A 20,049-nucleotide genomic window follows, 5' to 3' on the forward strand; every position below is an offset into this window, starting at 1 on the left:
AAACGCCATGAGCTTCCAAGACTTCGTCAGCAACCTGAAGCAGAAAGCCTCCGAACTGAAAAACGAGGCGATGAAATTCAAGAACAAGGATTTTCTGAACGCGGCCATCAGCGGCTCGGTGCTGATCTCCATGGCTGACGGTCACGTCTCCTCCGAAGAAAAGCAGAAGATGATGCGCTTCATCGAGAACTATGAGGCGCTGTCCGTCTTCTCCAGCAAGGATCTGATCGACGCCTTCCAGAACGCCATGAGCCAGATCGAATTCGACAAGGATCTGGGCGAGGCCAAGGCCTACGATGCGATCCGCAAGATGAAGGGCAAGGATGACGCCGCTCGTCTCATCATGCGTCTGATCATCGCCATCGCCGCCGCCGACGGCAATTTCGACGATAGCGAGAAGCGCGTCGCCCGCAAGATCGCCATGGAACTCGCCCTCAACCCGGCGGATTTCGAGCTGGTTTAAACTTAAACCGCGTCCAGCGCGATCCGCGAAGCTTGCAAGACAGACCAGCTTCGCGGCAACCACCAACCATCGGCGAGACGCGGTTTAAATGAGCGGAAAAATGAAAATCTTAAACCGCGTCAACTCCGATGTGCGCGAGTCGTGGCGACGCGAAACGAAGACACCGACAACGCTGTTCATGCCGGACGCGGTTTAAGGTGCGCAAGCTGGTTTTTCTCGACCTGGACGACACCCTCTTCCAGAGTCGGCCAAAATGCCCGACCGACGCGGATCTGCGACCGGTCGCTTATCTTCGCGATGGCAGCGCCCATTCCTTCATGACGGCGAAACAGCAGGCGTTCTGGCATCTGCTGGACACCAATACGACGGTGATCCCCACCACCGCGCGGGATCTGGATTCGCTCCGTCGGGTGGAACTACCCTTTCAGAGCTGGCGCATCATCGACTATGGCGGAATCGTCCTGAACCCCGACGGCGTTCCCGACGCGCCCTGGCTGGAACGCATGACGACCGCCTCCCGGAACCATCTGGAGGATTTGAACGAACTGCTCGATCATGTCGCCACCTTCATCGTCCAACAGGGACTCTCCGCCCACGTCCGGATCATTGAGGATTTCGACCTGCCCTTTTATTTGGTCGCCAAATATCGGGAGGGCCGCGACGGCGATCTCGATGTGTTACAGCGCGTCTTGATCCAGCCCTGGGTCGCGGATCGAACTAGCGTCTATCGACTGCATCGCAACGGGAACAACCTCGCGGTGCTGCCCCGCACGCTCGGCAAAGAACACGCCGTGCGCTATCTGATCGAAATACTGGGAGGAGAATGGGGCGAATTGATGACCGTCGGCATCGGCGACAGTCTCATCGACGGCGCCTTCATGGCCGAATGCGATTATTCGCTGACACCGCGGGGCTCGCAGTTATTCGGCGAAACCATCGGCCGGCCCCTGCTGTAAGCCACCTGCGATGATCGAAGCCCTGTAGGGGCAAATTTATTCACCGCGCGGTTGCGCGGATGCAGGGGCGAATGAATTCGCCCCGACAAGGGATGCCGTGCAACGTCCGCGTTGAACGCATTGATCCGCGCCGTGGAACAGTGGCGGGGCGGCGATCATCCCACATTGACAATTGCTGACACGTACCAGCCTTCGTCCCGCTTGCGAAAACCACCTCACCGGAGACCGATGCCCATGCCTCCAGTCGAACAGCGCGCGCAATTTTCAGGGAGTTACCGCCCCGAGGATGTCAGCATTCTGCTCAAGCCCATCGCGATGGAGCCCGTCGCTATTGCCGAGAAAGAACGCCTGATTCAAAGCGGTCAACGGCATTACAGCGAGATGCTGAGTCCCGAAACCCTGCCCTCGCCGCACTACATGGACATTTTCCACCAGGCGTTCGCCATGAACCGGCAACGCATGGCACAAGGGCTGCTCGACCTAGCCGCCATCGTCGCGGCACGCCGACCCTACGACATCACGCTGGTCTCGCTCGCGCGCGCCGGCACCCCGGTCGGCGTGGCGCTCAAGCATGTTCTCACCGACATCCTCGACCGCCCGGCCACCCATTATTCACTCTCGATCATTCGCGACCGGGGCATCGACCAAAACGCACTGCGCTTTATCCTGAATGACGAGGCAAGAGAAGCGGCCGGGATCGTCTTCGTGGATGGCTGGACCGGCAAGGGCGTCATCGCCCGCGAGTTGAAGGCATCGGTCGAGTCATTCGACAGAACACATGGCATTCGTCTGGACACCACGCTCTTCGCCCTGACCGATCTGGCCGGTGTCGGCATAGCACCCACGGACGCGGACTATCTGATCCCGTCGAGCATCCTGAACGCGACCATGTCGGGCCTGATCAGCCGCTCCATCTTGAACGAACGGATCGGACCCGACGATTTCCACGGCTGCGTCTATTACCGCGAATTCGCCTCGGAGGATCGATCCCGGTGGTTCGTCGACGAACTCCTGCGAGAGATCCGCGCCTTGCTGGAGGAAGGTTACGTGCCCTGCCCCACCCCGGTCGATCCACTGCCCGCGCGCGAACGCTCCCGGATCTGGCTCGCCGCGATCCAGGATCGCTGCGGGATCACGGACGAGAATCTCATCAAGCCAGGCATTGGCGAAGCGACCCGCGTCCTGCTGCGGCGCGTCCCGGAACGGCTCATCGTCCGCGATCCGACCGCCCCGGAGGCGCGGCATCTCTTACAATTGGCCCAGGAAAAAAAGGTGCATTGGGAGGTCGATCCAGCATTGCCCTACCAAGCCGTCTCGCTCATCAAAGGTTTATCCGATGCTTAATGCCTACCGACTTGGCGGCTCCCTCTATGTTCCGGCAACCCATCGGGATGTTCTGAAAATTGCCAACGGCGTCAAGTGGCCGGAATTGCGTTCGGTCATCTTCTGCACCGAGGATGCCGTGGCGGAGGAGGCGCTCGCGTCCGGACTCGACAACCTCCGCGATTGTCTGGAACGGATGCAGGCCAGGTCATCCGCCCTGCGCTTCGTGCGCGTGCGCAATCCCGAAATTCTGACCTGGCTGCTCGCGCTGCCCGGCGTGGAAAAGCTGGACGGATTCGTCCTGCCCAAGCTGGATCTGAGCAATGTGGATGTCTATCTGAGCCAGCTCATGGAGTCCCGGCATCTGTGCATGCCGACGCTCGAAACACGAGATGTCTTCGACACGTCGAGAATGATCGAACTGCGCGACCATCTGCTCGACCGGGGATATCAGAAGCGGATTCTAGCGCTACGCATCGGCGGCAACGATCTCCTGTCCATTCTCGGCATCCGCCGGCCCCGCGACCGCACCATCTACCGCACGCCCCTCGGACACACCATCGCCCATCTGGTGACCGTCTTCAAACCCTTCGGTTTTCAGCTCACCGCCCCGGTGTTCGAGCATATCGATTGTCCGGAGATTCTCCGGGAAGAACTGAGCGAGGATATCGCCCACGGCCTCTGTGGAAAGACCGCCATTCACCCCAGCCAACTTCCGACGATCGAGGCGAGTTTTCGCGTCTCGCAACTGGAACTGGAGGCCGCCCAACGCATTCTGACCGACGACCGCGCGGTCTTTCAGTTCGGCGGCTCCATGTGCGAAGTCGCCACGCATAGCGCCTGGGCGCGGCATATCATCGAACGCACCGCGATCGATTCCTGATCGAATGGAGCCATCCCCTCTTCACCCCGCACGATCAGGCCAGAAGTTTTCATCCATGATCTGAGAGGGTGTAGACAAAAATAATTGAGCTGCTATTTGTATACCAGTCTACAACTGAGCTGGTGTGCGCTGATGTCGAAAGCTGGTCGTCCCCCCAAGATTCACGAGGCGGAGCAAGCGGTATTGCGTCAAATTGTCACGGATCGCCCGACCTCCACGCTGTCAGAGATTGCCCGGGAACTCGCGGCACGGACGGGAATCGAGGCTCATGAAGCAACGATTCGCAAGTCCTTGCGGGAGGCGGGCGTCACGCGCCTCCGGGGCGAGAGTGGTCTCGAGGCGCAAGCGCGCGCAACGCCGCGTCGGTATGGGTATACGGATGCGCATCGTCGCCACGACCCCGACCAAAGCTACCCAAGTTGTCTGACCGATGCGGAGTGGGACTTGGTCGCCGCTCTCTTTGAGATGCCGGGCGGGCGGGGTCAACCGCCCCGCGTGTCGCGCCGGAGCATCCTGGAGGCGTGTTGCTACGTGGTGCGCACGGGGTGCGCGTGGCGGATGCTGCCGCACGATTTCGCGCCTTGGCAGAATGTCTACAAGACGTTTCGCCGTTGGAGTGCGGCTGGGAAGTTTGAGCAGATGCATGATCGACTGCGGGGGCAATGGCGCGAACGCGAGGGGCGTGAGATCGCGCCGACGGCGGCGGTGCTGGATGCGCAATCGACCCGCGGCTCGCCGCAGGGTGGACCGAGCGGCTTTGATGCGGGCAAGCAGGTCAAGGGGCGCAAGCGCAGCCTGGTGGTCGATACCTTGGGGTTCGTGTTGGCGGTGAGCGTGGTCGCGGCCAATCTTCAGGACCGCGATGCCGCCTCGGGCGCCGTCGCTGACGCGGCCGCCAAGTACCCCCAGATCAACACGCTGTTTGTCGATAGCGCCTACGCCGGTCAATTTGCCCAAACCACCGAGCAGACCCACGCGATCCGCGTGGAAGTCGTGCGCCATCCAGCCAACAAAAGCGTTGGCTCCTGGCACGTGGACGGGGCGCCTGACCGAGTGGTGATCGCCAACGCCGACGGCTTCGTTCCGCTGCCGAAGCGCTGGGTTGTCGAGCGCACCCATGCGTGGAATGAGCGTGCCCGTCGATTGATCATGCATCATGACCGTCTGCCAGCGGTCTCCGAAACCTGGGTTTGGCTGGCGGAGGCGCGCATCCTGCTGCGGCGGTTGACCACAACGGTTTGATTTTGTCTACACCCTCTGAGAAAAAGAAAAAGGACAGACGACCGGAAAGGTGGATTCCGCCAATCCGGTTTCGCGCTCGGCCTCGATCAAGGCCAGACGATAGGCTTGTGCGATCGCCTGATCGAGTTTCGCTGTCAGGCTTGGATTGTCCGCCAGGTGGAGGTCCAACCGGAGACGCTGTTCCTTGATCGACAGCCGCCAGGAGTTCCCGCGCAACCCAGGCTGAAAACGCCACTTCAGAAGATGAAGCAGCAGCTCGACCAGGCGGTTGACGAGTTCTCGCTGCTCACTGCGACCCATGCTCTCGATCTCGTCGATAATGTGCGAAAGATCGGCTTCCGCCAGATTCCCGGCGCGTAACAGGCTCGCCTGTTCGTAAGTCCAGGCATGAAAGTCGCTGTCGTAAAGCCTCGACATGCCCCCCTCCGATTCCCAATGGTCAACGCATGGTCAGATCGGACACATACCAATCCATCGCCTCCGCCAGGCCATCCTGAATGCGATGACTGGGCGCGTACCCCAGCAGGTTCCGGGCCTTGGAAATATCGGCGAGCGAATGACGCACATCGCCCGCGCGGAAATCGCGATAGCTCGGCGCGAAATCTTGCAGATGCGGAAAACGTGGCGCCAGCGTGGCGCGAATGGACTCGAAGAGTTCGTTCAGCGACGTGCGCTCGCCAACCGCGACGTTATAGACCTGATTGGCCGCGTCCGGATGCTCGGCGGTGGCCGCCAGCAGGTTGGCCTGCACGGCATTGGCGATATAACAGAAATCGCGGCTGGTCTCGCCATCGCCGTTGATCCACACCGGCTCGTTGGCGATCATCGCCGCCGCCCACTTCGGCACCACGGCGGCATAGGCGCCGTTCGGATCCTGATGGGCGCCGAAGATATTGAAATAACGCAGGCCGATGGTTTTGAAACCATAGGCGCGGGCGAAAACCTCGGCGTACTGTTCGTTGACCAGCTTGGTCACGGCATAGGGCGAGAGCGGCTTGCCGATGACATCCTCCACCTTCGGTAGTCCTGGATGGTCCCCATAGGTCGAGCTGGACGCCGCATAAACGAAGCGCAGAACTTGCGCATCGCGAGCCGCGACCAGCATGTTCAGAAAACCGTCGATGTTGGCCGCGTTGGTCGCGATAGGATCTTCGAGCGAGCGCGGCACCGAGCCGAGCGCGGCCTGATGCAGGACATAGTCGACCCCCACGCAGGCGGCGCGGCAAGCGTCCGGCTGGCGGATATCTCCTTCGATGAAGTTGAAACGCGCCCACTGCGCCGGCGTGACCGCCTGCTGAATCTGTTCGAGATTCTGGCGGTGTCCGGTTGCGAAATTATCCAGACCGACGACAGGCTGATCCAGCTTCAGCAGGATCTCCAGCAGGTTGCAGCCGATAAAACCGGCGACGCCGGTGATCAGCCAGGTTTTCGGGTTGGCGGACAGATGCAAGCGGAGTTGGGCGTATTGGTTCATGGTCACAACCGCCAAAGCCTGAAACCCGCAGCCCGAATCGCGTCCGGATCATAAGCCGACTTCACATCGGTAAAGACGCCGCCCTGCTTCAGCCTAGAGGTTAGTTCAGCCAGCGACATGGCCAGATACTCCCGGTGCGACACGGCGGCGACGATGGCCGATGCGTCTTTGGGTAACTGCTCCCAGGGCGTGAGACGGATGCCGTATTCATGTTCGGCCTCCGAGGATTCGGCGATGGGATCGTGCACGGCAACCTCGCAACCGAAGGATTGCAGTTCCCGGACGAGGTCGGCGACCTTGGAGTTGCGCAGATCGGGGCAGTTTTCCTTGAAGGTGAGGCCCAGCACGATGACCTTGTCGCCCTTGATGGTGTCGCCATTGTTGATCAGCGCCTTGACGGTTTGTTGCGCCACATACGCGGCCATGCCGTCGTTGATGCGCCGACCGGCCAGGATGACCTCGGGGTGATAGCCCAGCGCCACCGCCTTGTGGGTGAGATAGTAGGGATCGACGCCGATACAGTGGCCGCCAACCAGGCCAGGCCGGAAGGGGAGGAAATTCCATTTGGTGCCGGCGGCTTGCAGCACTTCCAGGGTATCGATACCAAGCCGCCCGAAGATCAGCGCCAGCTCGTTCATCAGCGCGATGTTGAGATCGCGTTGCGTGTTTTCGATGACCTTGGCGGCCTCGGCAACCTTGATCGAACTGGCGCGGTGAACCCCGGCGGTAATCACCGAGGCATAGAGTGCGGCCACGGCATCGGCGGTCGGCTCGTCATCGCCGGCAACAACTTTCACGATGCGGGTGATGGTGCGCTCCTTGTCGCCGGGGTTGACCCGCTCGGGAGAGTAGCCGACATGGAAATCCGTTTTCCATTTCAAACCGGAGTGCTCTTCCAGCAGCGGAACGCAGACCTCCTCGGTGGCGCCCGGATAGACGGTGGATTCATAGACCACCGTCGCGCCTCGCTTCATGTGTTGACCGACGGTGGTGGAAGAACCGACTAGCGGCGAGAAATCGGGGATATGGGTGTCGTCCACCGGAGTCGGCACGGCGACGACAATGAAATCGGCCTTGCCAAGCGTGGATGGGTCGGTGCTGACGCTGAGCCGGGTCGCCGCCTTCAGGTCTTCGGTACTGACCTCGCCGGTGGGATCGCAGTGGTTGCGGTACTGCGCGATTTTGGCCTCCGAGAGATCGTAGCCAATGGTTTCGTATTGCTTACCGAATTCGACCGCGAGCGGCAGACCGACATAGCCCAGGCCAACGACGGCAACGATAGGTTTCATGAGGGCTTTCCCTTGGAGACGATGGAGCGCGCCAACCGAATCTGCCGCGGCACGGCGGACCTTGGAACGCGACGGACGGTGCGGATGCGTCTAACGATGCCGGATGATAGCGGGCCGCGCGAATCAGTGCCAGGCTTCGCGGCGCAGAGCGCCAAGAATCACCGTGACACAGCAGAGAGGCAGTGACGATGTTAATGGTGGTGGTGTAGAGACAAGGTGATTTACGGGAATGACTTTACCGATTTCCGTTCGTCCTGAGCTTGTCGAAGGACGGGCGGAAATCGCGCTCCGAGGCCGACATTGCATCCGTTCATGGTTCGACAAGCTCACCACGAACGGATGCAATGTCACCACGAAAGTGGGTATAAGCTTTTCCGGAAATCGCCCAAGGCATTGCCTTGTCTCTACGGCGACGGCGGCAGATGGGTGTGCGTCTCAACCGCCAAGCTCCGGTTCAAACTTAGAAAGACGCGCCCGAATGGCGCGCCTTTGGTTCCGCGCCCCTTAGACTGCGGACTTGGGAATCCGGATTTTCTGGCCGGGGTAGATCAGGTTCGGATCTTTGATGACCTCTCGATTGGCCTCGAAGATCCGCGAATAGGCACCGCCATCGCCATAGAAGTTTTTCGCAATGGCCGACAGCGAATCGCCTTTCTCGATAACATAAAACTCGACGTCGACGGTCTGGGGCGGGGCGGAGAATTGGTCGACCTTGACCTCCGCAACCCCCTGGATATTGCCGGCCATGAGCACGGCTTTCTCCATGGCATCCGGACTGTCCGCCGTGCCGGCGAGCGTGACCACGCCCTGATCGTAGGTCACCGACAGATCCTTGACGCCTGGATTGTCGCGTTCGATCTCTTCCCTGATCTTCTCGCTTGCCTCGGCATCGTTGCCGAAGACTTTCTTGCCATTCCCCTTCAGAAAGTCGAACAGTCCCATAAAGACCTCCGCTGGCAATTGAGAACGCAGAATGACGCGAACGAGAAAAAGCCGTTGAACTAGCTGAATTTCGACTTGATGCGATCCAGAGAGTCTTTCACGAAGCCAGTGAGATGAGCCCAGCCCTCCTCGGCATCTTCCTTCAGCTCGTCCCATTTTTCATCGGCGGAATCGATCATTTCCTGACGTTTGCCCTCGCCCTCGTCCCATTTGAGCTTGATTTCGGCGATCTCTTTCTCGATCGATTCCCTGACATCGTCGGCGGCATCGGCCGCCTTGGCGCGCAGATTGTCCAGATCGACTTTCCACTCGTCGAGCTGGTTCTTGAGCTTCTCGACGTACTCTTCTTTGGTCATCATCGGCAGCATCCTCTACAGACGTTAAAAAGACAGGGTCGCTGAAAAGACAGAGCATCGAACAGAACACAATCACAAGACATCAATATCCTTAGACTGGCCAAGCCGCGTTGTCAATCTTTCGCGTCAGAATCCGCCACCCGTACGGAAACCGCCGCCACTGCCTCCGCCACCGCCGCCGCTCCTTCCAAAGCTGCCGACGATATCGCTCAGACCGCCCGATCCGCCGCCCCACACGGTGCCGCGGCCATAACCGCCGGAGCCAAAGGTCGGGTCGGACTGTTGCGGTCGGTAGCGCTGCTGCTCGCGCAGGATGCGCCAGAGGTTGTCGCGGTCCAGCATGCCATTGACGAACTGGCCAAGCAGCATGGCGATCATGTCCCCGTCGCCAAAGGTCGAACCGGCTCGGTCGTAGCGGCTGCGCTTGAAATCCGACCGCAGCGCTTCGAGTTCGGTCAGTCGCTTCTGCTGCTGGAGGATGGCATCCTTGAGCCCCTGAATACTGGCCGCCAACTGGCGGCGCTCGTCTTCGCGCTGGAGCATCCGCCCGACGATCAGATCGTCCTCGGGATAGGGCGTCGCGAGCGCCTCCCGCCGCAGTTCCATCAGATCCTCCCGCTGGAACTCGGCGGCCATGAAGTTGACCGCCTTTCTGGTGTGCTCGTCCTCGCCGGCGGCGAAGAGCGCCTTGCGCGCCATCAGAACCTGCTGGTCCGACTCGGCATGGGCGATCCGCTCGTCGATGGCGTCGAGACTCGCTTGTTCGTCGGCGACGATCCGTTCCAGGGCCGGGATGCCGTCCGCCGCCCGCGCGGCCTCGTCGAGCGCCTTGAGCGCGGCGTACTCGCTCTCGGCGCCGGCCTGGAGACCTCTGGCATGCTCGCGCAGCCGCTCCGGGATCTCGTTCAGGCGGCTGAAATTGGCGCGGGCGTCCGCGAATCCGATCCGCTTCGCGACCCAGCGATCCAGCGCCCGGAACAGGCCCCAGGATTTATCCTCGGGCGTGCCATGGTTCCGCTCCCAGAGATAGAGGAACAGCGGATCGCCCCGGAAGGCAGCGCCCTTTTGTTCACGTTCCTCCTCGCTGCGGGTTGCCTTTTCGCTGGCGTGCATGGCCAGACGCTCGGCCTCCGTGGCCTGTTCGCGCTGCCTTCGGTAGTCGGGATCCGCATCCAGGCGCGTCTGGATCCGGGCCGCGGCAGCATCCACCGCCGCATCCGCGGCATCCAGGCGGGCGGCCTGGGCGGAGCGCTCGCGCTCCAGGGTCTGCCGGAGTGCATCGGCGGACTGGAGTTTAGTCTCCAGTTCGCGCAGGGCGGACTCGCGCTGGGACAGGAGTGCCAGCGCCTGCCGCTCCGCCTGATCCAAATGGCGCAGTGTCTCCGGGTCCGTCATCAGGCCGACGCGCACTTGGGCCAGGTCTTTATAGTCCTGGGTCAGCGCCTGTTGCAGTTCGGCCAGGCGTCCGTTCACACCCTCGATCTGCGACTCAATGGTAGCGATCCGGGTACGCGCATCGTTGACCGCCTGGTCGATGCTTGACAGGGTCTGTCGTCCGGAAATCATGCGTCTCTCCTCACCACTGCGTAATCGCCCCGCCGGTCGTTTTCATCTCATAACGCGGCACCAGTTCGCCCCGCGTCTTCTGGCCGAATCGGTCTCGCTCGATGATGCCATCGTCCTGCTTGTCCGCGGCGACCGCCTTAAAGGTGCGCTCGTCGACTCGCAAACCCCAGCGCTTCACCCGCTCGGTCTTGCGGGTCTCCTCGTTCTCGATTGGCACCGTCAGCACCCTCCCAGTGGGATCGACGGCCTCGACCAGAAGATAGAAGTTGCGCGCCCCGGTATTGATGTCCGGAATCCGCCAGACCCCCGTCTTCTCGTCGGGCCGATTGACGATGCGCAGCCGATATTCCTGCTCCAGAATGTCGCGCGCATCTTCGATCTGCCGGATGGCCTCCCGGACGGCGGCCTTGTCATCACCGCGCAACGCGGCCCGACCCGCGTTGAAGGAACGCTCCAGCGTCTCCTGTGCCTGATCGGATTTGGCCAGCGCGACAGCCTCTGCGTAAACCTCTTCAAGCGTGTCTGGAAGAGCGGCATTGGGAGCCAGCACCACGAAATAATAGAGCGCGCCGGCCAGCGCGCCGGCCCCCACGAGACCGCCCAGCCATGTCCCCCAGACACCCCGGTTGACATAGATCCGGGCGAGCTTGATGACGAACGAATCCGGCGGCGGCTTATAGGTGAAGCGATCCTCCTTGAGCGCGGCAACGCCCTGCTCAATGACCGAATCCGGCACCGCGATCCCCTGCGCCGCGTAGATCCGGCGCAGACGCTCCTTCAGGTCCTCCTCGCGGCCAACCTCGTCCAGCTCCTTTTGCACGATCCGCTCGCGTCGACGCAGCGTATCGACCACATCCATGGCGAGCATCACGTCATCCAGGGGCGGCTTGCTTGCCGGTGCCGGAGCGGAACCTGATGTCAGGGTAGCCGCCGCGTTCATGGCCGAACGGGCGACGCGGCGGGCATTTCCAGACCCTTACCCTGATCGGCAAGCCGGGCCAGCTTGCGCTTGCCCTCCTCCACCGCGTCGCGGATCTCGTTGGCGTTCGCGGTGCTCTGTTTGCGCATCTCCTCGATGATCTCATGGGATCTGACCTGCCAGGAGACCACCGAATCCACCAGCTTTTTGACCGAGTCCGCGCGCACCGTAGGGCCATAGCCCGCCTGGACCGCCGCCTCCTGCACCTTGCCACCGATGTCCGCCAGCACCTCCAGCGACTGGCTCATTCCTTCCTTCATGGCATTCACGGTCTGCGTGCCCTCGTGCAGACCGAACATGCCCGTGAAAGAGGCGGTCAGCGCGGTCAGGACCACTTCATTGGTGCTGAAGAAGCTCACCGCCTGCGCATAGACCCGCTCCTTGGCATTGGTGGTCTGAAGCAGACGCGCCATGACCACTTCGGAGGTGTTGTAGGAAATCGTGAGGTTATCCGCGAGATCCTTGGCGATCTGATAACGCTTTTCTTCCTGTTGAAGCGCGCGGACCTTCTCGTCTCTGGCCATCTCGAAGCGGGCGCGAACGGCGGGCTCCTGCGAGGTGTTGGCCTCGACTTCCTGCATGGCCGCCGCAACTCCGGCCTTAGCCTCGTCGAGCTTGCCCTGGGCGGTTTTGAGCACTTCCAGGGCCAAGACTTCGGACTGTTTCAGCGCCCCGCGGAAATCCTGATAGGCTTCCAGAATCTTCTGTTCCCGCTGGATCTGATCGTTGGTGGACGCGGTCACTTCCAGATAGGTACCCTTGATCTTGTCGAAGCGGTCGGCGATGTCCCCGCGCGAGACCTTCATCCACACATTGCCGAGTCGCTCGAAGGTATCCAGCTTGCCGTCCTCGATCTGGTCCACCATCGTCTTGGCATCGTCGCGGATGCTGTTGAAGGCGTTGGTGATCTCCTCGTAGCGGCTGCCGATTTCCATGGCCTGTACCTGCTGACGGACCACGTCGTTGAACAGCGACGCCTCGTTGAGCGTGCGGGCGATGGCGGTCACGCGGCCTTCGTCGAGGACGGATATCTGGTTCAGCAGGGCGATGATCGGCTCGACTTGTTTGTCCCCATCGGTGGGCAGGAGTCCCAGATCGTGCAGGCCGTTCATGGCCTTGTCCAGATACTGCATCGGGGTCGCGGCAGAGATCGCGCTCGCGTTGGCAGTAGCGGCGGCAGCGGCGGTGTCGGTCGTCGTCATGGTTTTTCCGTCCCTAATGGTTTGGTTTTGGTCTGAGGCGGCTTGAACTTTTGAAGCGTTGATTCTGGTACGGACTTTCCCGGAAATCGCCTTAGCAAACACCCGACCCGGCATGCTGCGCCGGCGTCTGGGTTTTGATCGACAAGGCATGCAGTTCGCCGCTGGCGATCTGGGTCTTGACGGTTTCCATCACCAGGCGCTGACGCTTGATCGGCGTCAGACCCTCGAAGACTTCGCTGACGATCAGCGCCTCGAAGTGACTGCCATCGCCGGAGACCTGGACCTCGGCATTCGGGATGCCCGCGCGGATGAGTTGGGCGACTGCTTCGGTTTCCAAAACAAATTCCTCTTCAATAAAGCAAGTTAAACCGCATTAGGCAGCTATATCATTTACTCGTTTGAGAATAGTGCAATACAGCGTCTTTCACCAATTTGAAATCATTAACGCGCCAAAAAGGAGAGTCTTTCTTTCCAATTTTGGCATTCTTTTGCTTATAGCCGTCACACTCTCTGCCACACAAGCTCTGCATGAATGGATACATTTGTTTCTCTAGGGATTTTCCTGATAGCGCAATGTCGTAGCCAACGGAAGACGGTGATACCCACAAACGACCGTTACAGCCTAAAAATCCCATGTGATTCTGCCTAACACGTTGCTGGTGAAACTGAATTTTGTGCACACTTGTTGAGTTGATCTCTGCTTCCAACTGAAGCAACAGGTTCTTTAGAATTTCTATCGGATTCATAATTTCCAATTCCTAGCAATCGGTGCGAGCACGGCCCCAGCAGAGGCCGCGTCTCACATTCTGCCATGCTCTGCCAGCGGGGCCGTTGATCCGGCGTGGATTCTTGATGAAATAAAACATCCTGTTAAACCGCCTCCCGCCAATCGCCGGTGCTCTGATCGCCGCAACTCCAGGGAAGGCGACAAACCGCCGTGCTTCGCTCTGGAAGGGGGTTCAAAGATCGCGTGTCGCCAGAAACCGCACCTCCGGCCAACGCTCTTCGGCCAGGCTCAGATTGACCCGCGTCGGCGCCAGATAGACGAGCTGGTCGTCGCCGTCCAAAGCCAGATTCTCGTAATTCTTTTCCTTGAAGCGCTCCAGCATCTTGGCGTCCGTGCAAGTCACCCAGCGGGCGGTCTTCACGCTCACCGGTTCGACGAAGGCGTCGACCCCGTATTCGTCCTTAAGCCGATACGCCGCCACGTCGAATTGCAGAATCCCGACCGCCCCGAGAATCAGATCGTTGTTTTTCAGCGGACGGAACACCTGGGTCGCGCCCTCCTCGGCGAGCTGCACCACGCCCTTCTGCAAGGCCTTGGTGCGCAACGGATCGCGGAGCACGACCCGGCGAAACAACTCGGGCGCGAAATACGGCACGCCCTCGTATTTCAGATCCTCGGTCTCGGTGAAGGTATCGCCGATCTGGATGGTGCCGTGATTGTGGAGGCCAATGATGTCGCCGGGCCAGGCGTCTTCCACCTGACGCCGCTCGTCGGCCTGGAAGGTGATGGCGTTGGCGACCTGAATCGACTTGCCGATGCGCACGTGACGCATCTTCATGCCCTTTTGATAACTGCCCGAACAGACCCGCAGAAAGGCCACCCGATCGCGATGCGCCGGGTCCATGTTCGCCTGGATCTTGAAGACGAAGCCGCTAAAGGCGTCCTCGGCGGGATCGACCAGACGCTGGCGGGTCTGACGCGGACGCGGCGGCGGGGCGTATTCCACGAAGGCATCCAGCAGTTCGCGCACGCCGAAATTGTTGATGGCCGAGCCGAAGAACACCGGCGTCTGTTTGCCCGCCATGTAGTCGGCGAGATTCAGCGGATGACTGGCGCCCTGCACCAGTTCCATCTCGTCGCGCAGTTCCTGGGCCTGATCGCCGAGCACCTCGTCCATACGCGGGTTGTCGAGCCCCTCGATGATCTCGCCCTGAGTGATGCGTCCGCCATGCTGGGCGCTGAACAGATGGGTGCGCCCGGAACGCAGGTCAAACACCCCCTTGAAGCGTTTGCCCATGCCGATCGGCCAGGTGACGGGCGCGCATCTGATCTTGAGGATATTCTCGATCTCGTCCAGCACCTCGATGGCGTCGCGGCCCTCGCGGTCGAGCTTGTTGACGAAGGTCAGGATGGGCGTATCGCGCAGCCGGCAGACATCCATCAGCTTGATGGTGCGATCCTCGACGCCCTTGGCGATGTCGATCACCATCAGCGCCGAGTCGACCGCCGTCAGGGTGCGATAGGTGTCCTCGGAGAAATCCTCGTGTCCCGGCGTGTCGAGCAGATTGATGATGGCCTCGCCGTAGGGAAACTGCATGACCGAGGAGGTCACCGAGATCCCGCGCTCCTTCTCCAGCGCCATCCAGTCCGAGGTCGCGTGACGCGCCGCCTTGCGCCCCTTGACCGTGCCGGCGAGCTGGATCGCGCCGCCGAACAGCAGCAGCTTTTCGGTCAGCGTGGTCTTGCCCGCGTCGGGATGGGAGATGATCGCGAAGGTACGGCGTTTAGCGAGTTGTTCTTGAAGTTCTGTCATGGGGACTGGTTTGGACACGGCCTGCGCTGGTAAAGCCTGGGATTATACCGATGCGGGATCGCTCGGGCAGGGAGAACGGAAGCCAAGCCAGTCATGGCCGAGCCGACTCCGTCTCGATCCGCGCACGAGCCTCCAGCACTTGCCGCACCACGGTCTCCATGGCCGCGCGGTCGGTCCAGGGGCTCATGACAAAGGATTTCAGGGCGGCGATCGGGGTCTTGCCGTCGGCGGCGGGGCGATAGGCGTCGGTCCAGGACAGCAAGACGCCCTCCCCGCGCATCGCCTGTGCGTGGGTCCAATCGAAGATTCGTCGATTGTAGAGGTTGTACCGCTCCAACTCGGGGCGGTAGTCGGGATCGGCGCATTCGCGCCGGTAGGCCGCGGCGGCGTCGACGCCGTCCGGATAGAGCCTGAACAGCGTGACCGGGCCGAGATTGTCCGCGTTGAGCACCTTCGCGCAGGTCAGGCTTTCCAGATGCTCGCGCAGACATTCCGACATCTCGACGCTGTGCCCCAGAATGACCTGGTAGCCCTGTTTGCCCAGCAGCTTCAGATTGGCGAGCGCCGCCAGCGCGCCGGCGCCGGAACGCGAACATTCCAGCGTGAATAGGCCGGGGCGGTAGTGACCGAATTGATAGAGATAGGGCATGGCCGCCGGGTCGCGGCTGAGCAGCGCCAGATCGGCGCGCCGCTTGATCAGGAAGAGACTCGACACATAGGGTGCGTAGCCGGTCTTGTGGAAATCCATGCCGAGACTGTCGGCCAGAAACAGCGGCCGCATCCGCTCCAGCGTATCGCGCAGCGCGCGCAGGGTGCGGTCGTGGAAGCCGAGCGGGTTGGCGTCAAAATCATAGTCCTGGAACACCAGCCAGGGCCAGCCGATCACCGCATCCGCGTGCAGATAAGGCGGAAACGGCGGCCGATACTCAGCCACCAGCCGCTCGCGCAGGTCGGCGACAGCGGCCAGATCGTCGATGCCGAAGGCGTCGGTGGTGCCGAGCGTGAGAATGATGGCGAGGACCGTTTCGTCGCGTTCGTAGAGTCCACGCAGGGTCGCTTCGAGAGCGGGAAGCGAGATGTCGTTGCGGCTGGTGCTGGGGACGGTGATCAGGTTATCGCTCCCCAGCCCCAGCCAGCCGGCGACATTGAGCCGGGCGTAATGCGAGGCGCCCGAGGCGACGATCTTGTACTCCTGGCGCACGCCGCGTTTCATGGCCTGGCCGCCGGTGAGCTTTTCCAGCGCCAACTTGACGCCATAGAGAATCGTCCCGGTACCGCCGAAGGTGAAGACGCCGCCCGCCTCGGCCGGATCGTAGCCGACCAGACTGGCCAGCATGGCGACCGCCTCGACTTCGGCCTCGGCGAAGCGCGCCGAATATTCGTCCCAGATGATGTTGGGGTTGTAGAGGGCGGCGGCGATGTAGGCGGTGATGCTGGAAATCGTGGGCGGCGGGATGACGTTGGCCTGGGCGTTGGGATGCGACCAGACGGTCATGCCGCGACAGTAATCCGCCAGCATGGCGTTGATGCTTTCCACCGAGGCCATGTCGTCGGGCATGACCAGGGTGCGATGCGCGGCGTAATCGGCCTCCCGCTTGCTGCCAAGGACCGGCGCGGCGGACTTGAGCGCGTCGACCCGGTCGAGAAAGCAGGACACGCTATGGACGAAATAGCCGTCCATGATGGGGTTTGAGACCGGCGAGGGAAAATAGGTCTTCAGTGTTTCCAGAAGGTCGCTGTAATGACTCGGTGCGCTGTTCATGGACATCAACCTCGTCGCCAATGGATTCGCGCCTTTCGGCGCGAATCGCGGTTGCAGCCACGGGTCAAGCGGTCATTGATCGGTCAGTGTGGAGTGCCGCTGCCCAGCAGGATCCCAAAACGCTCCATCGCCCCGGCCCCGAAGCTTGCCCCGAGACGCTTGGCAAGCGAATCCAGAAGATCCTTCTTCTGAGTGTAGTCGACGAGCGTCTCGGCGCCGATGAGGTCGCGCGCGACCGAACTGGAACTGCCGAGACCGTCGGCAAGCCCGAGTTCGACCGCTTCCTGGCCACTCCAGAAAAGTCCGCTGAAGAGTTCGTCTCCACCCTTGAGCTTGTCGCCCCGCCCCGTTTTGACCTCGGCGATGAATTGTCGATGGAGCGTATCGAGCACGCTCTGGATAAAGACGCGCTGCGACTCCGGCAGCGGCGAGAAGGGGTCAAGGATGCCTTTGTTCTCGCCCGCGGTCAGCAGACGGCGTTCGACGCCCAGTTCTTCCATGGCGTCCTGAAACCCGAAGCCGTCGATGCGCACGCCGATGGAGCCCACCAGACTGGCCTTGTCGACATAGATGGCATCGGCACCGACAGCGATGTAATACCCGCCGGAGGCGCACAGGTCGACGGCCACGGCATAGACCGGCATCTCCTTGCCCTTGTCTTTTTTGTATTTGGCCTTGAGCCGCTTGATCTCGTCGTTGATATAGCCGGCCTGCACCGGACTGCCACCGGGACTGTTGATCCGCAGGATGACGCCCTTGACCTGATCGGCCTCGAAGGCGGCGCGCAGTGCGGTGATGACATTATCCGCGCTGGCGTCGGTCTCCGAGGAAATGACGCCTTTGACTTCGATCAGCGCGGTATGGCCATCCTTGGACGACATTCGCTCGATCATCTGCGGGGAGTATGCCGCGACCAGAATCCCAATGAGATAGAGCAGAATCAAAAACTTGAAGAAAACGCCCCAGCGTCGGCGACCGCGCTGGTCGCGCAGATAGTCGGCGGCCATCCGATTGATAAGCGCGCGCTCCCAATCCGGCTGGTCGGGCGAGGGCATCGCATCCTTGCGCCGGGTCCAGAATGTCCAGTTCATGCAAATCTCCAGGCAGTAAGAAGTTGGCAGTTGTGAGTTAAGGCGTTTTTTGGAAAAGATCTTACCCAGACTGCATCCGTTCGTGGTGACATTGCATCCGTTCGTGGTGAGTCCTGAGCGCAGTCGAAGGGCTCAGGACGAACGGAAATCGGTAAAGTCATTCCCGGGAATCACCTAATTTGAGCACAAGGATTTGGCATTGTGTCTATGCCAGACACCTGTTTGCTCGCGGATCGATCACGATGCGAGAGCGGCGCTGCAAGCTGTCCACTGACAACTGGCAACTTTTTATCTCTACGGCAGGCCGCGACTGGTCAGCCAGTCGGGGATCGCGCCGAGCGAGTCCAGGCAGGCCAGCGGGGAATGCGCCAGCAGACGCTCGGACGCATGCACGCCAAAACTGACCGCCAGTGCCTCGGCTCCGGCATTGCGGGCCATCTGCATGTCGTATTCGGTGTCGCCGATCATCAGGGTCGCGGCGGGACGCGCGCCGAGTTCGTCCATCAACTCGAACAGCATTTGAGGGTTGGGCTTGGAGAATGTTTCGTCGGCGCAACGGGTGGCATGAAAAAACCCTTCGAGTCCCGTCTCGGCCATCGATTGATCGAGCCCTCTCCGGCTCTTTCCGGTCGCCACCGCAAGGCGGTACCCCTGCGCCACGATCCAGTCCAGGGTCTCGCGCGCACCGGGAAAGAGCACCGAGGGCGTCTGATTCGTGATCAGAAAATGTCGCCGATACTGGACGACCAGCGCGCCCCGCAGGGTCGCGTCCGCCGTCGGCCAAAGCTGCATCATGGCCTCTTCCAGCCCGAGACCGATGATGTCGCGGGCCGCCTCCCGGCTCGGCTCCGGCAGACCCAGATCGGTAAAAGCGGTTTGCAGACAGGCGACGATCCGGGCCTCGGAATCCATCAGGGTGCCGTCCCAGTCGAAGACAATCAGATCAAAACTCACGTCTGGGCCTCCAGTGCGGACAAAATCTGTTCCAGTTCATCGGGTAATGGCGCCTCCACGCGTAGCGGGCCGGTCATGTAATCCAGCCGAACGATCAAGGCGGATGCGTGCAAAAACAAGCGCGAGAGTCCGCACGCCTTGAGCGACCGATTGGCCTGCTCGTCACCATATTTCGGATCGCCCGCCAACGGCGTGCCCAGATGCGCGGCATGCACCCGAATCTGGTGGGTGCGCCCGGTGATCAGATGCGCCTCGACCAGGGTCACGCGCTGCTCGCCAAGGGCGAACCGGCGCAGTCGCCGAAACAGGGTCCGGGCTGGCTTCCCCTCGATGGGATCGACCCGCACCAAACGCTCGCCGCCGCGTAGGACGTTCTTTTTCAGCGGCGCGTCGACCAGCATCTCCGGCTGCGCCAGTTCGCCGACGATCAGCGCCAGATAGCGCTTGTCCATCTTGCCCTCGCGAATCAGGGCGTGCAGTTCGCGCAGCGCGCTGCGCCGCTTGCTGATCACCAGACAGCCGGAGGTCTCGCGGTCGAGCCGGTGGACCAGTTCCAGTTCGTGCCCCGGACGCAACTGACGCAGCGATTCGATCAGGCCATAGCTAAGTCCGCTGCCCCCGTGCACGGCGAGCCCCGGCGGCTTGTCGATGACCAGCAGCCGGTCGTCTTCGTAGAGGACGGAGCGATCGAGACGCGCCAACTGGGTCTCCGGCGCCCGCCCCGGCGGTTCGGGCGGCGCCAGGCGTAGCGGCGGAATACGCACCAGATCCCCGGTGCGTAGCCGGTGGCTGGCCTTCACCCGGCCCTTATTGACGCGCACCTCGCCGCGGCGCATCACACGATACAGATGACTGCGCGGAATACCCTTGAGAATCCGAAGCAAAAAATTGTCGATGCGCTGTCCGTCGGATTCCGCATCGACCTGCACGAGTTGCGGTGCAGCGCCCTCGTCCCCAACTTGGTTTTGCGGGTGCGGGGGGGTCGCGCGCGTCTCCGGACGATTGCCGGGTCGCGTCTTTAAACGAG

The 20,049-nt window shown here is 61.4% G+C and carries 20 protein-coding genes; 5 read left to right on the forward strand and 15 right to left on the reverse strand.

Translation table 11 applies throughout. From position 1 onward, the window contains the following. Positions 1–7 precede the first annotated feature (7 nt). The 5 genes from THIVI_RS10495 to THIVI_RS10515 all read left to right on the forward strand — a co-directional run bounded on the left by THIVI_RS10495 (position 8) and on the right by THIVI_RS10515 (position 4,867). Positions 8–463 (forward strand): tellurite resistance TerB family protein, encoded by a 456-nt coding sequence (locus tag THIVI_RS10495; protein WP_014778571.1) that lies wholly within the window; start codon positions 8–10, stop codon positions 461–463. Between the two features lie 197 nt (positions 464–660). Beyond that, complete coding sequence (locus THIVI_RS10500) at positions 661–1,419, forward strand: HAD family hydrolase (protein WP_014778572.1); 759 nt, start codon at positions 661–663, stop codon at positions 1,417–1,419. A 234-nt stretch (positions 1,420–1,653) separates the two neighbouring features. Then, on the forward strand, positions 1,654–2,763 hold the full coding sequence (locus THIVI_RS10505) for a cysteine protease StiP family protein (protein ID WP_014778573.1): 1,110 nt from the start codon (positions 1,654–1,656) through the stop codon (positions 2,761–2,763). Then, positions 2,756–3,625: an HpcH/HpaI aldolase/citrate lyase family protein gene (locus THIVI_RS10510; RefSeq protein ID WP_014778574.1), complete on the forward strand. Its 870-nt coding sequence runs from the start codon at positions 2,756–2,758 to the stop codon at positions 3,623–3,625. The genes THIVI_RS10505 and THIVI_RS10510 overlap by 8 nt, the downstream gene beginning before the upstream one ends. Before the next feature lie 132 nt (positions 3,626–3,757). Continuing rightward, positions 3,758–4,867 carry an IS5 family transposase gene (locus tag THIVI_RS10515; RefSeq protein ID WP_041447215.1) on the forward strand — a complete coding sequence of 370 codons (1,110 nt, stop codon included), beginning with the start codon at positions 3,758–3,760 and terminating at the stop codon, positions 4,865–4,867. A gap of 6 nt (positions 4,868–4,873) precedes the next feature. On the opposite strand, the gene THIVI_RS10520 is transcribed toward THIVI_RS10515, so the two are convergent. The 15 genes from THIVI_RS10520 to THIVI_RS10585 all read right to left on the reverse strand — a co-directional run bounded on the left by THIVI_RS10520 (position 4,874) and on the right by THIVI_RS10585 (position 19,951). Beyond that, positions 4,874–5,284 carry a DUF29 domain-containing protein gene (locus tag THIVI_RS10520; RefSeq protein WP_014778575.1) on the reverse strand — a complete coding sequence of 137 codons (411 nt, stop codon included), beginning with the start codon at positions 5,282–5,284 and terminating at the stop codon, positions 4,874–4,876. Between the two features lie 22 nt (positions 5,285–5,306). Then, positions 5,307–6,341 (reverse strand): NAD-dependent epimerase/dehydratase family protein, encoded by a 1,035-nt coding sequence (locus THIVI_RS10525; protein WP_014778576.1) that lies wholly within the window; start codon positions 6,339–6,341, stop codon positions 5,307–5,309. Between the two features lie 2 nt (positions 6,342–6,343). Further along, positions 6,344–7,630: a nucleotide sugar dehydrogenase gene (locus THIVI_RS10530; protein WP_014778577.1), complete on the reverse strand. Its 1,287-nt coding sequence runs from the start codon at positions 7,628–7,630 to the stop codon at positions 6,344–6,346. Between the two features lie 504 nt (positions 7,631–8,134). After that, entirely contained in the window at positions 8,135–8,572 is a 438-nt protein-coding gene (lysM, locus tag THIVI_RS10535; protein ID WP_014778578.1) for a peptidoglycan-binding protein LysM, read from the reverse strand. Between the two features lie 59 nt (positions 8,573–8,631). Continuing rightward, a complete protein-coding gene (locus THIVI_RS10540) occupies positions 8,632–8,931 on the reverse strand; it encodes a sll1863 family stress response protein (RefSeq protein WP_014778579.1) in 300 nt (99 codons plus the stop codon). 123 nt (positions 8,932–9,054) lie between these two features. Further along, positions 9,055–10,494, reverse strand: a complete 1,440-nt coding sequence (locus tag THIVI_RS26060; RefSeq protein WP_014778580.1) for a coiled-coil domain-containing protein — start codon at positions 10,492–10,494, stop codon at positions 9,055–9,057. A gap of 10 nt (positions 10,495–10,504) precedes the next feature. Continuing rightward, a complete protein-coding gene (locus tag THIVI_RS10550; protein ID WP_014778581.1) occupies positions 10,505–11,434 on the reverse strand; it encodes a DUF6384 family protein in 930 nt (309 codons plus the stop codon). After that, positions 11,431–12,675: a hypothetical protein gene (locus THIVI_RS10555; RefSeq protein WP_014778582.1), complete on the reverse strand. Its 1,245-nt coding sequence runs from the start codon at positions 12,673–12,675 to the stop codon at positions 11,431–11,433. The genes THIVI_RS10550 and THIVI_RS10555 overlap by 4 nt, the downstream gene beginning before the upstream one ends. A gap of 91 nt (positions 12,676–12,766) precedes the next feature. Beyond that, positions 12,767–13,012 (reverse strand): BolA family protein, encoded by a 246-nt coding sequence (locus tag THIVI_RS10560; RefSeq protein WP_014778583.1) that lies wholly within the window; start codon positions 13,010–13,012, stop codon positions 12,767–12,769. Between the two features lie 49 nt (positions 13,013–13,061). Beyond that, entirely contained in the window at positions 13,062–13,421 is a 360-nt protein-coding gene (locus THIVI_RS24700) for a hypothetical protein (protein WP_014778584.1), read from the reverse strand. Between the two features lie 213 nt (positions 13,422–13,634). Continuing rightward, entirely contained in the window at positions 13,635–15,215 is a 1,581-nt protein-coding gene (locus THIVI_RS10565) for a peptide chain release factor 3 (protein WP_014778585.1), read from the reverse strand. Positions 15,216–15,306: 91 nt separating this feature from the next. Beyond that, the gene (locus THIVI_RS10570; protein ID WP_014778586.1) at positions 15,307–16,977 is read right to left on the reverse strand and encodes a pyridoxal phosphate-dependent decarboxylase family protein; all 1,671 of its coding nucleotides are present in this window, start codon (positions 16,975–16,977) and stop codon (positions 15,307–15,309) included. An 83-nt stretch (positions 16,978–17,060) separates the two neighbouring features. Continuing rightward, complete coding sequence (locus tag THIVI_RS10575; protein ID WP_014778587.1) at positions 17,061–18,068, reverse strand: S49 family peptidase; 1,008 nt, start codon at positions 18,066–18,068, stop codon at positions 17,061–17,063. 294 nt (positions 18,069–18,362) lie between these two features. Then, on the reverse strand, positions 18,363–19,022 hold the full coding sequence (locus THIVI_RS10580; RefSeq protein ID WP_014778588.1) for an HAD-IA family hydrolase: 660 nt from the start codon (positions 19,020–19,022) through the stop codon (positions 18,363–18,365). Then, positions 19,019–19,951 carry an RluA family pseudouridine synthase gene (locus tag THIVI_RS10585; RefSeq protein WP_041446943.1) on the reverse strand — a complete coding sequence of 311 codons (933 nt, stop codon included), beginning with the start codon at positions 19,949–19,951 and terminating at the stop codon, positions 19,019–19,021. Before THIVI_RS10585 ends, THIVI_RS10580 begins: the two co-directional genes overlap by 4 nt. Positions 19,952–20,049 lie beyond the last annotated feature (98 nt).

Origin of the sequence: Thiocystis violascens DSM 198, assembly GCF_000227745.2 — a bacterium.
Lineage (GTDB): Bacteria > Pseudomonadota > Gammaproteobacteria > Chromatiales > Chromatiaceae > Chromatium > Chromatium violascens.

Coding starts and splice junctions, on each gene's coding strand:
- THIVI_RS26060 (WP_014778580.1), bottom strand. CDS start 10,494: ATGATTTCCGGACGACAGACCCTGTCAAGCATCGACCAGGCGGTCAAC.
- THIVI_RS10570 (WP_014778586.1), bottom strand. CDS start 16,977: ATGAACAGCGCACCGAGTCATTACAGCGACCTTCTGGAAACACTGAAG.
- THIVI_RS10575 (WP_014778587.1), bottom strand. CDS start 18,068: ATGAACTGGACATTCTGGACCCGGCGCAAGGATGCGATGCCCTCGCCC.
- THIVI_RS24700 (WP_014778584.1), bottom strand. CDS start 13,421: ATGAATCCGATAGAAATTCTAAAGAACCTGTTGCTTCAGTTGGAAGCA.
- THIVI_RS10510 (WP_014778574.1), top strand. CDS start 2,756: ATGCTTAATGCCTACCGACTTGGCGGCTCCCTCTATGTTCCGGCAACC.
- THIVI_RS10555 (WP_014778582.1), bottom strand. CDS start 12,675: ATGACGACGACCGACACCGCCGCTGCCGCCGCTACTGCCAACGCGAGC.
- THIVI_RS10530 (WP_014778577.1), bottom strand. CDS start 7,630: ATGAAACCTATCGTTGCCGTCGTTGGCCTGGGCTATGTCGGTCTGCCG.
- THIVI_RS10520 (WP_014778575.1), bottom strand. CDS start 5,284: ATGTCGAGGCTTTACGACAGCGACTTTCATGCCTGGACTTACGAACAG.
- THIVI_RS10540 (WP_014778579.1), bottom strand. CDS start 8,931: ATGATGACCAAAGAAGAGTACGTCGAGAAGCTCAAGAACCAGCTCGAC.
- THIVI_RS10550 (WP_014778581.1), bottom strand. CDS start 11,434: ATGAACGCGGCGGCTACCCTGACATCAGGTTCCGCTCCGGCACCGGCA.
- THIVI_RS10505 (WP_014778573.1), top strand. CDS start 1,654: ATGCCTCCAGTCGAACAGCGCGCGCAATTTTCAGGGAGTTACCGCCCC.
- lysM (WP_014778578.1), bottom strand. CDS start 8,572: ATGGGACTGTTCGACTTTCTGAAGGGGAATGGCAAGAAAGTCTTCGGC.
- THIVI_RS10525 (WP_014778576.1), bottom strand. CDS start 6,341: ATGAACCAATACGCCCAACTCCGCTTGCATCTGTCCGCCAACCCGAAA.
- THIVI_RS10565 (WP_014778585.1), bottom strand. CDS start 15,215: ATGACAGAACTTCAAGAACAACTCGCTAAACGCCGTACCTTCGCGATC.
- THIVI_RS10495 (WP_014778571.1), top strand. CDS start 8: ATGAGCTTCCAAGACTTCGTCAGCAACCTGAAGCAGAAAGCCTCCGAA.
- THIVI_RS10515 (WP_041447215.1), top strand. CDS start 3,758: ATGTCGAAAGCTGGTCGTCCCCCCAAGATTCACGAGGCGGAGCAAGCG.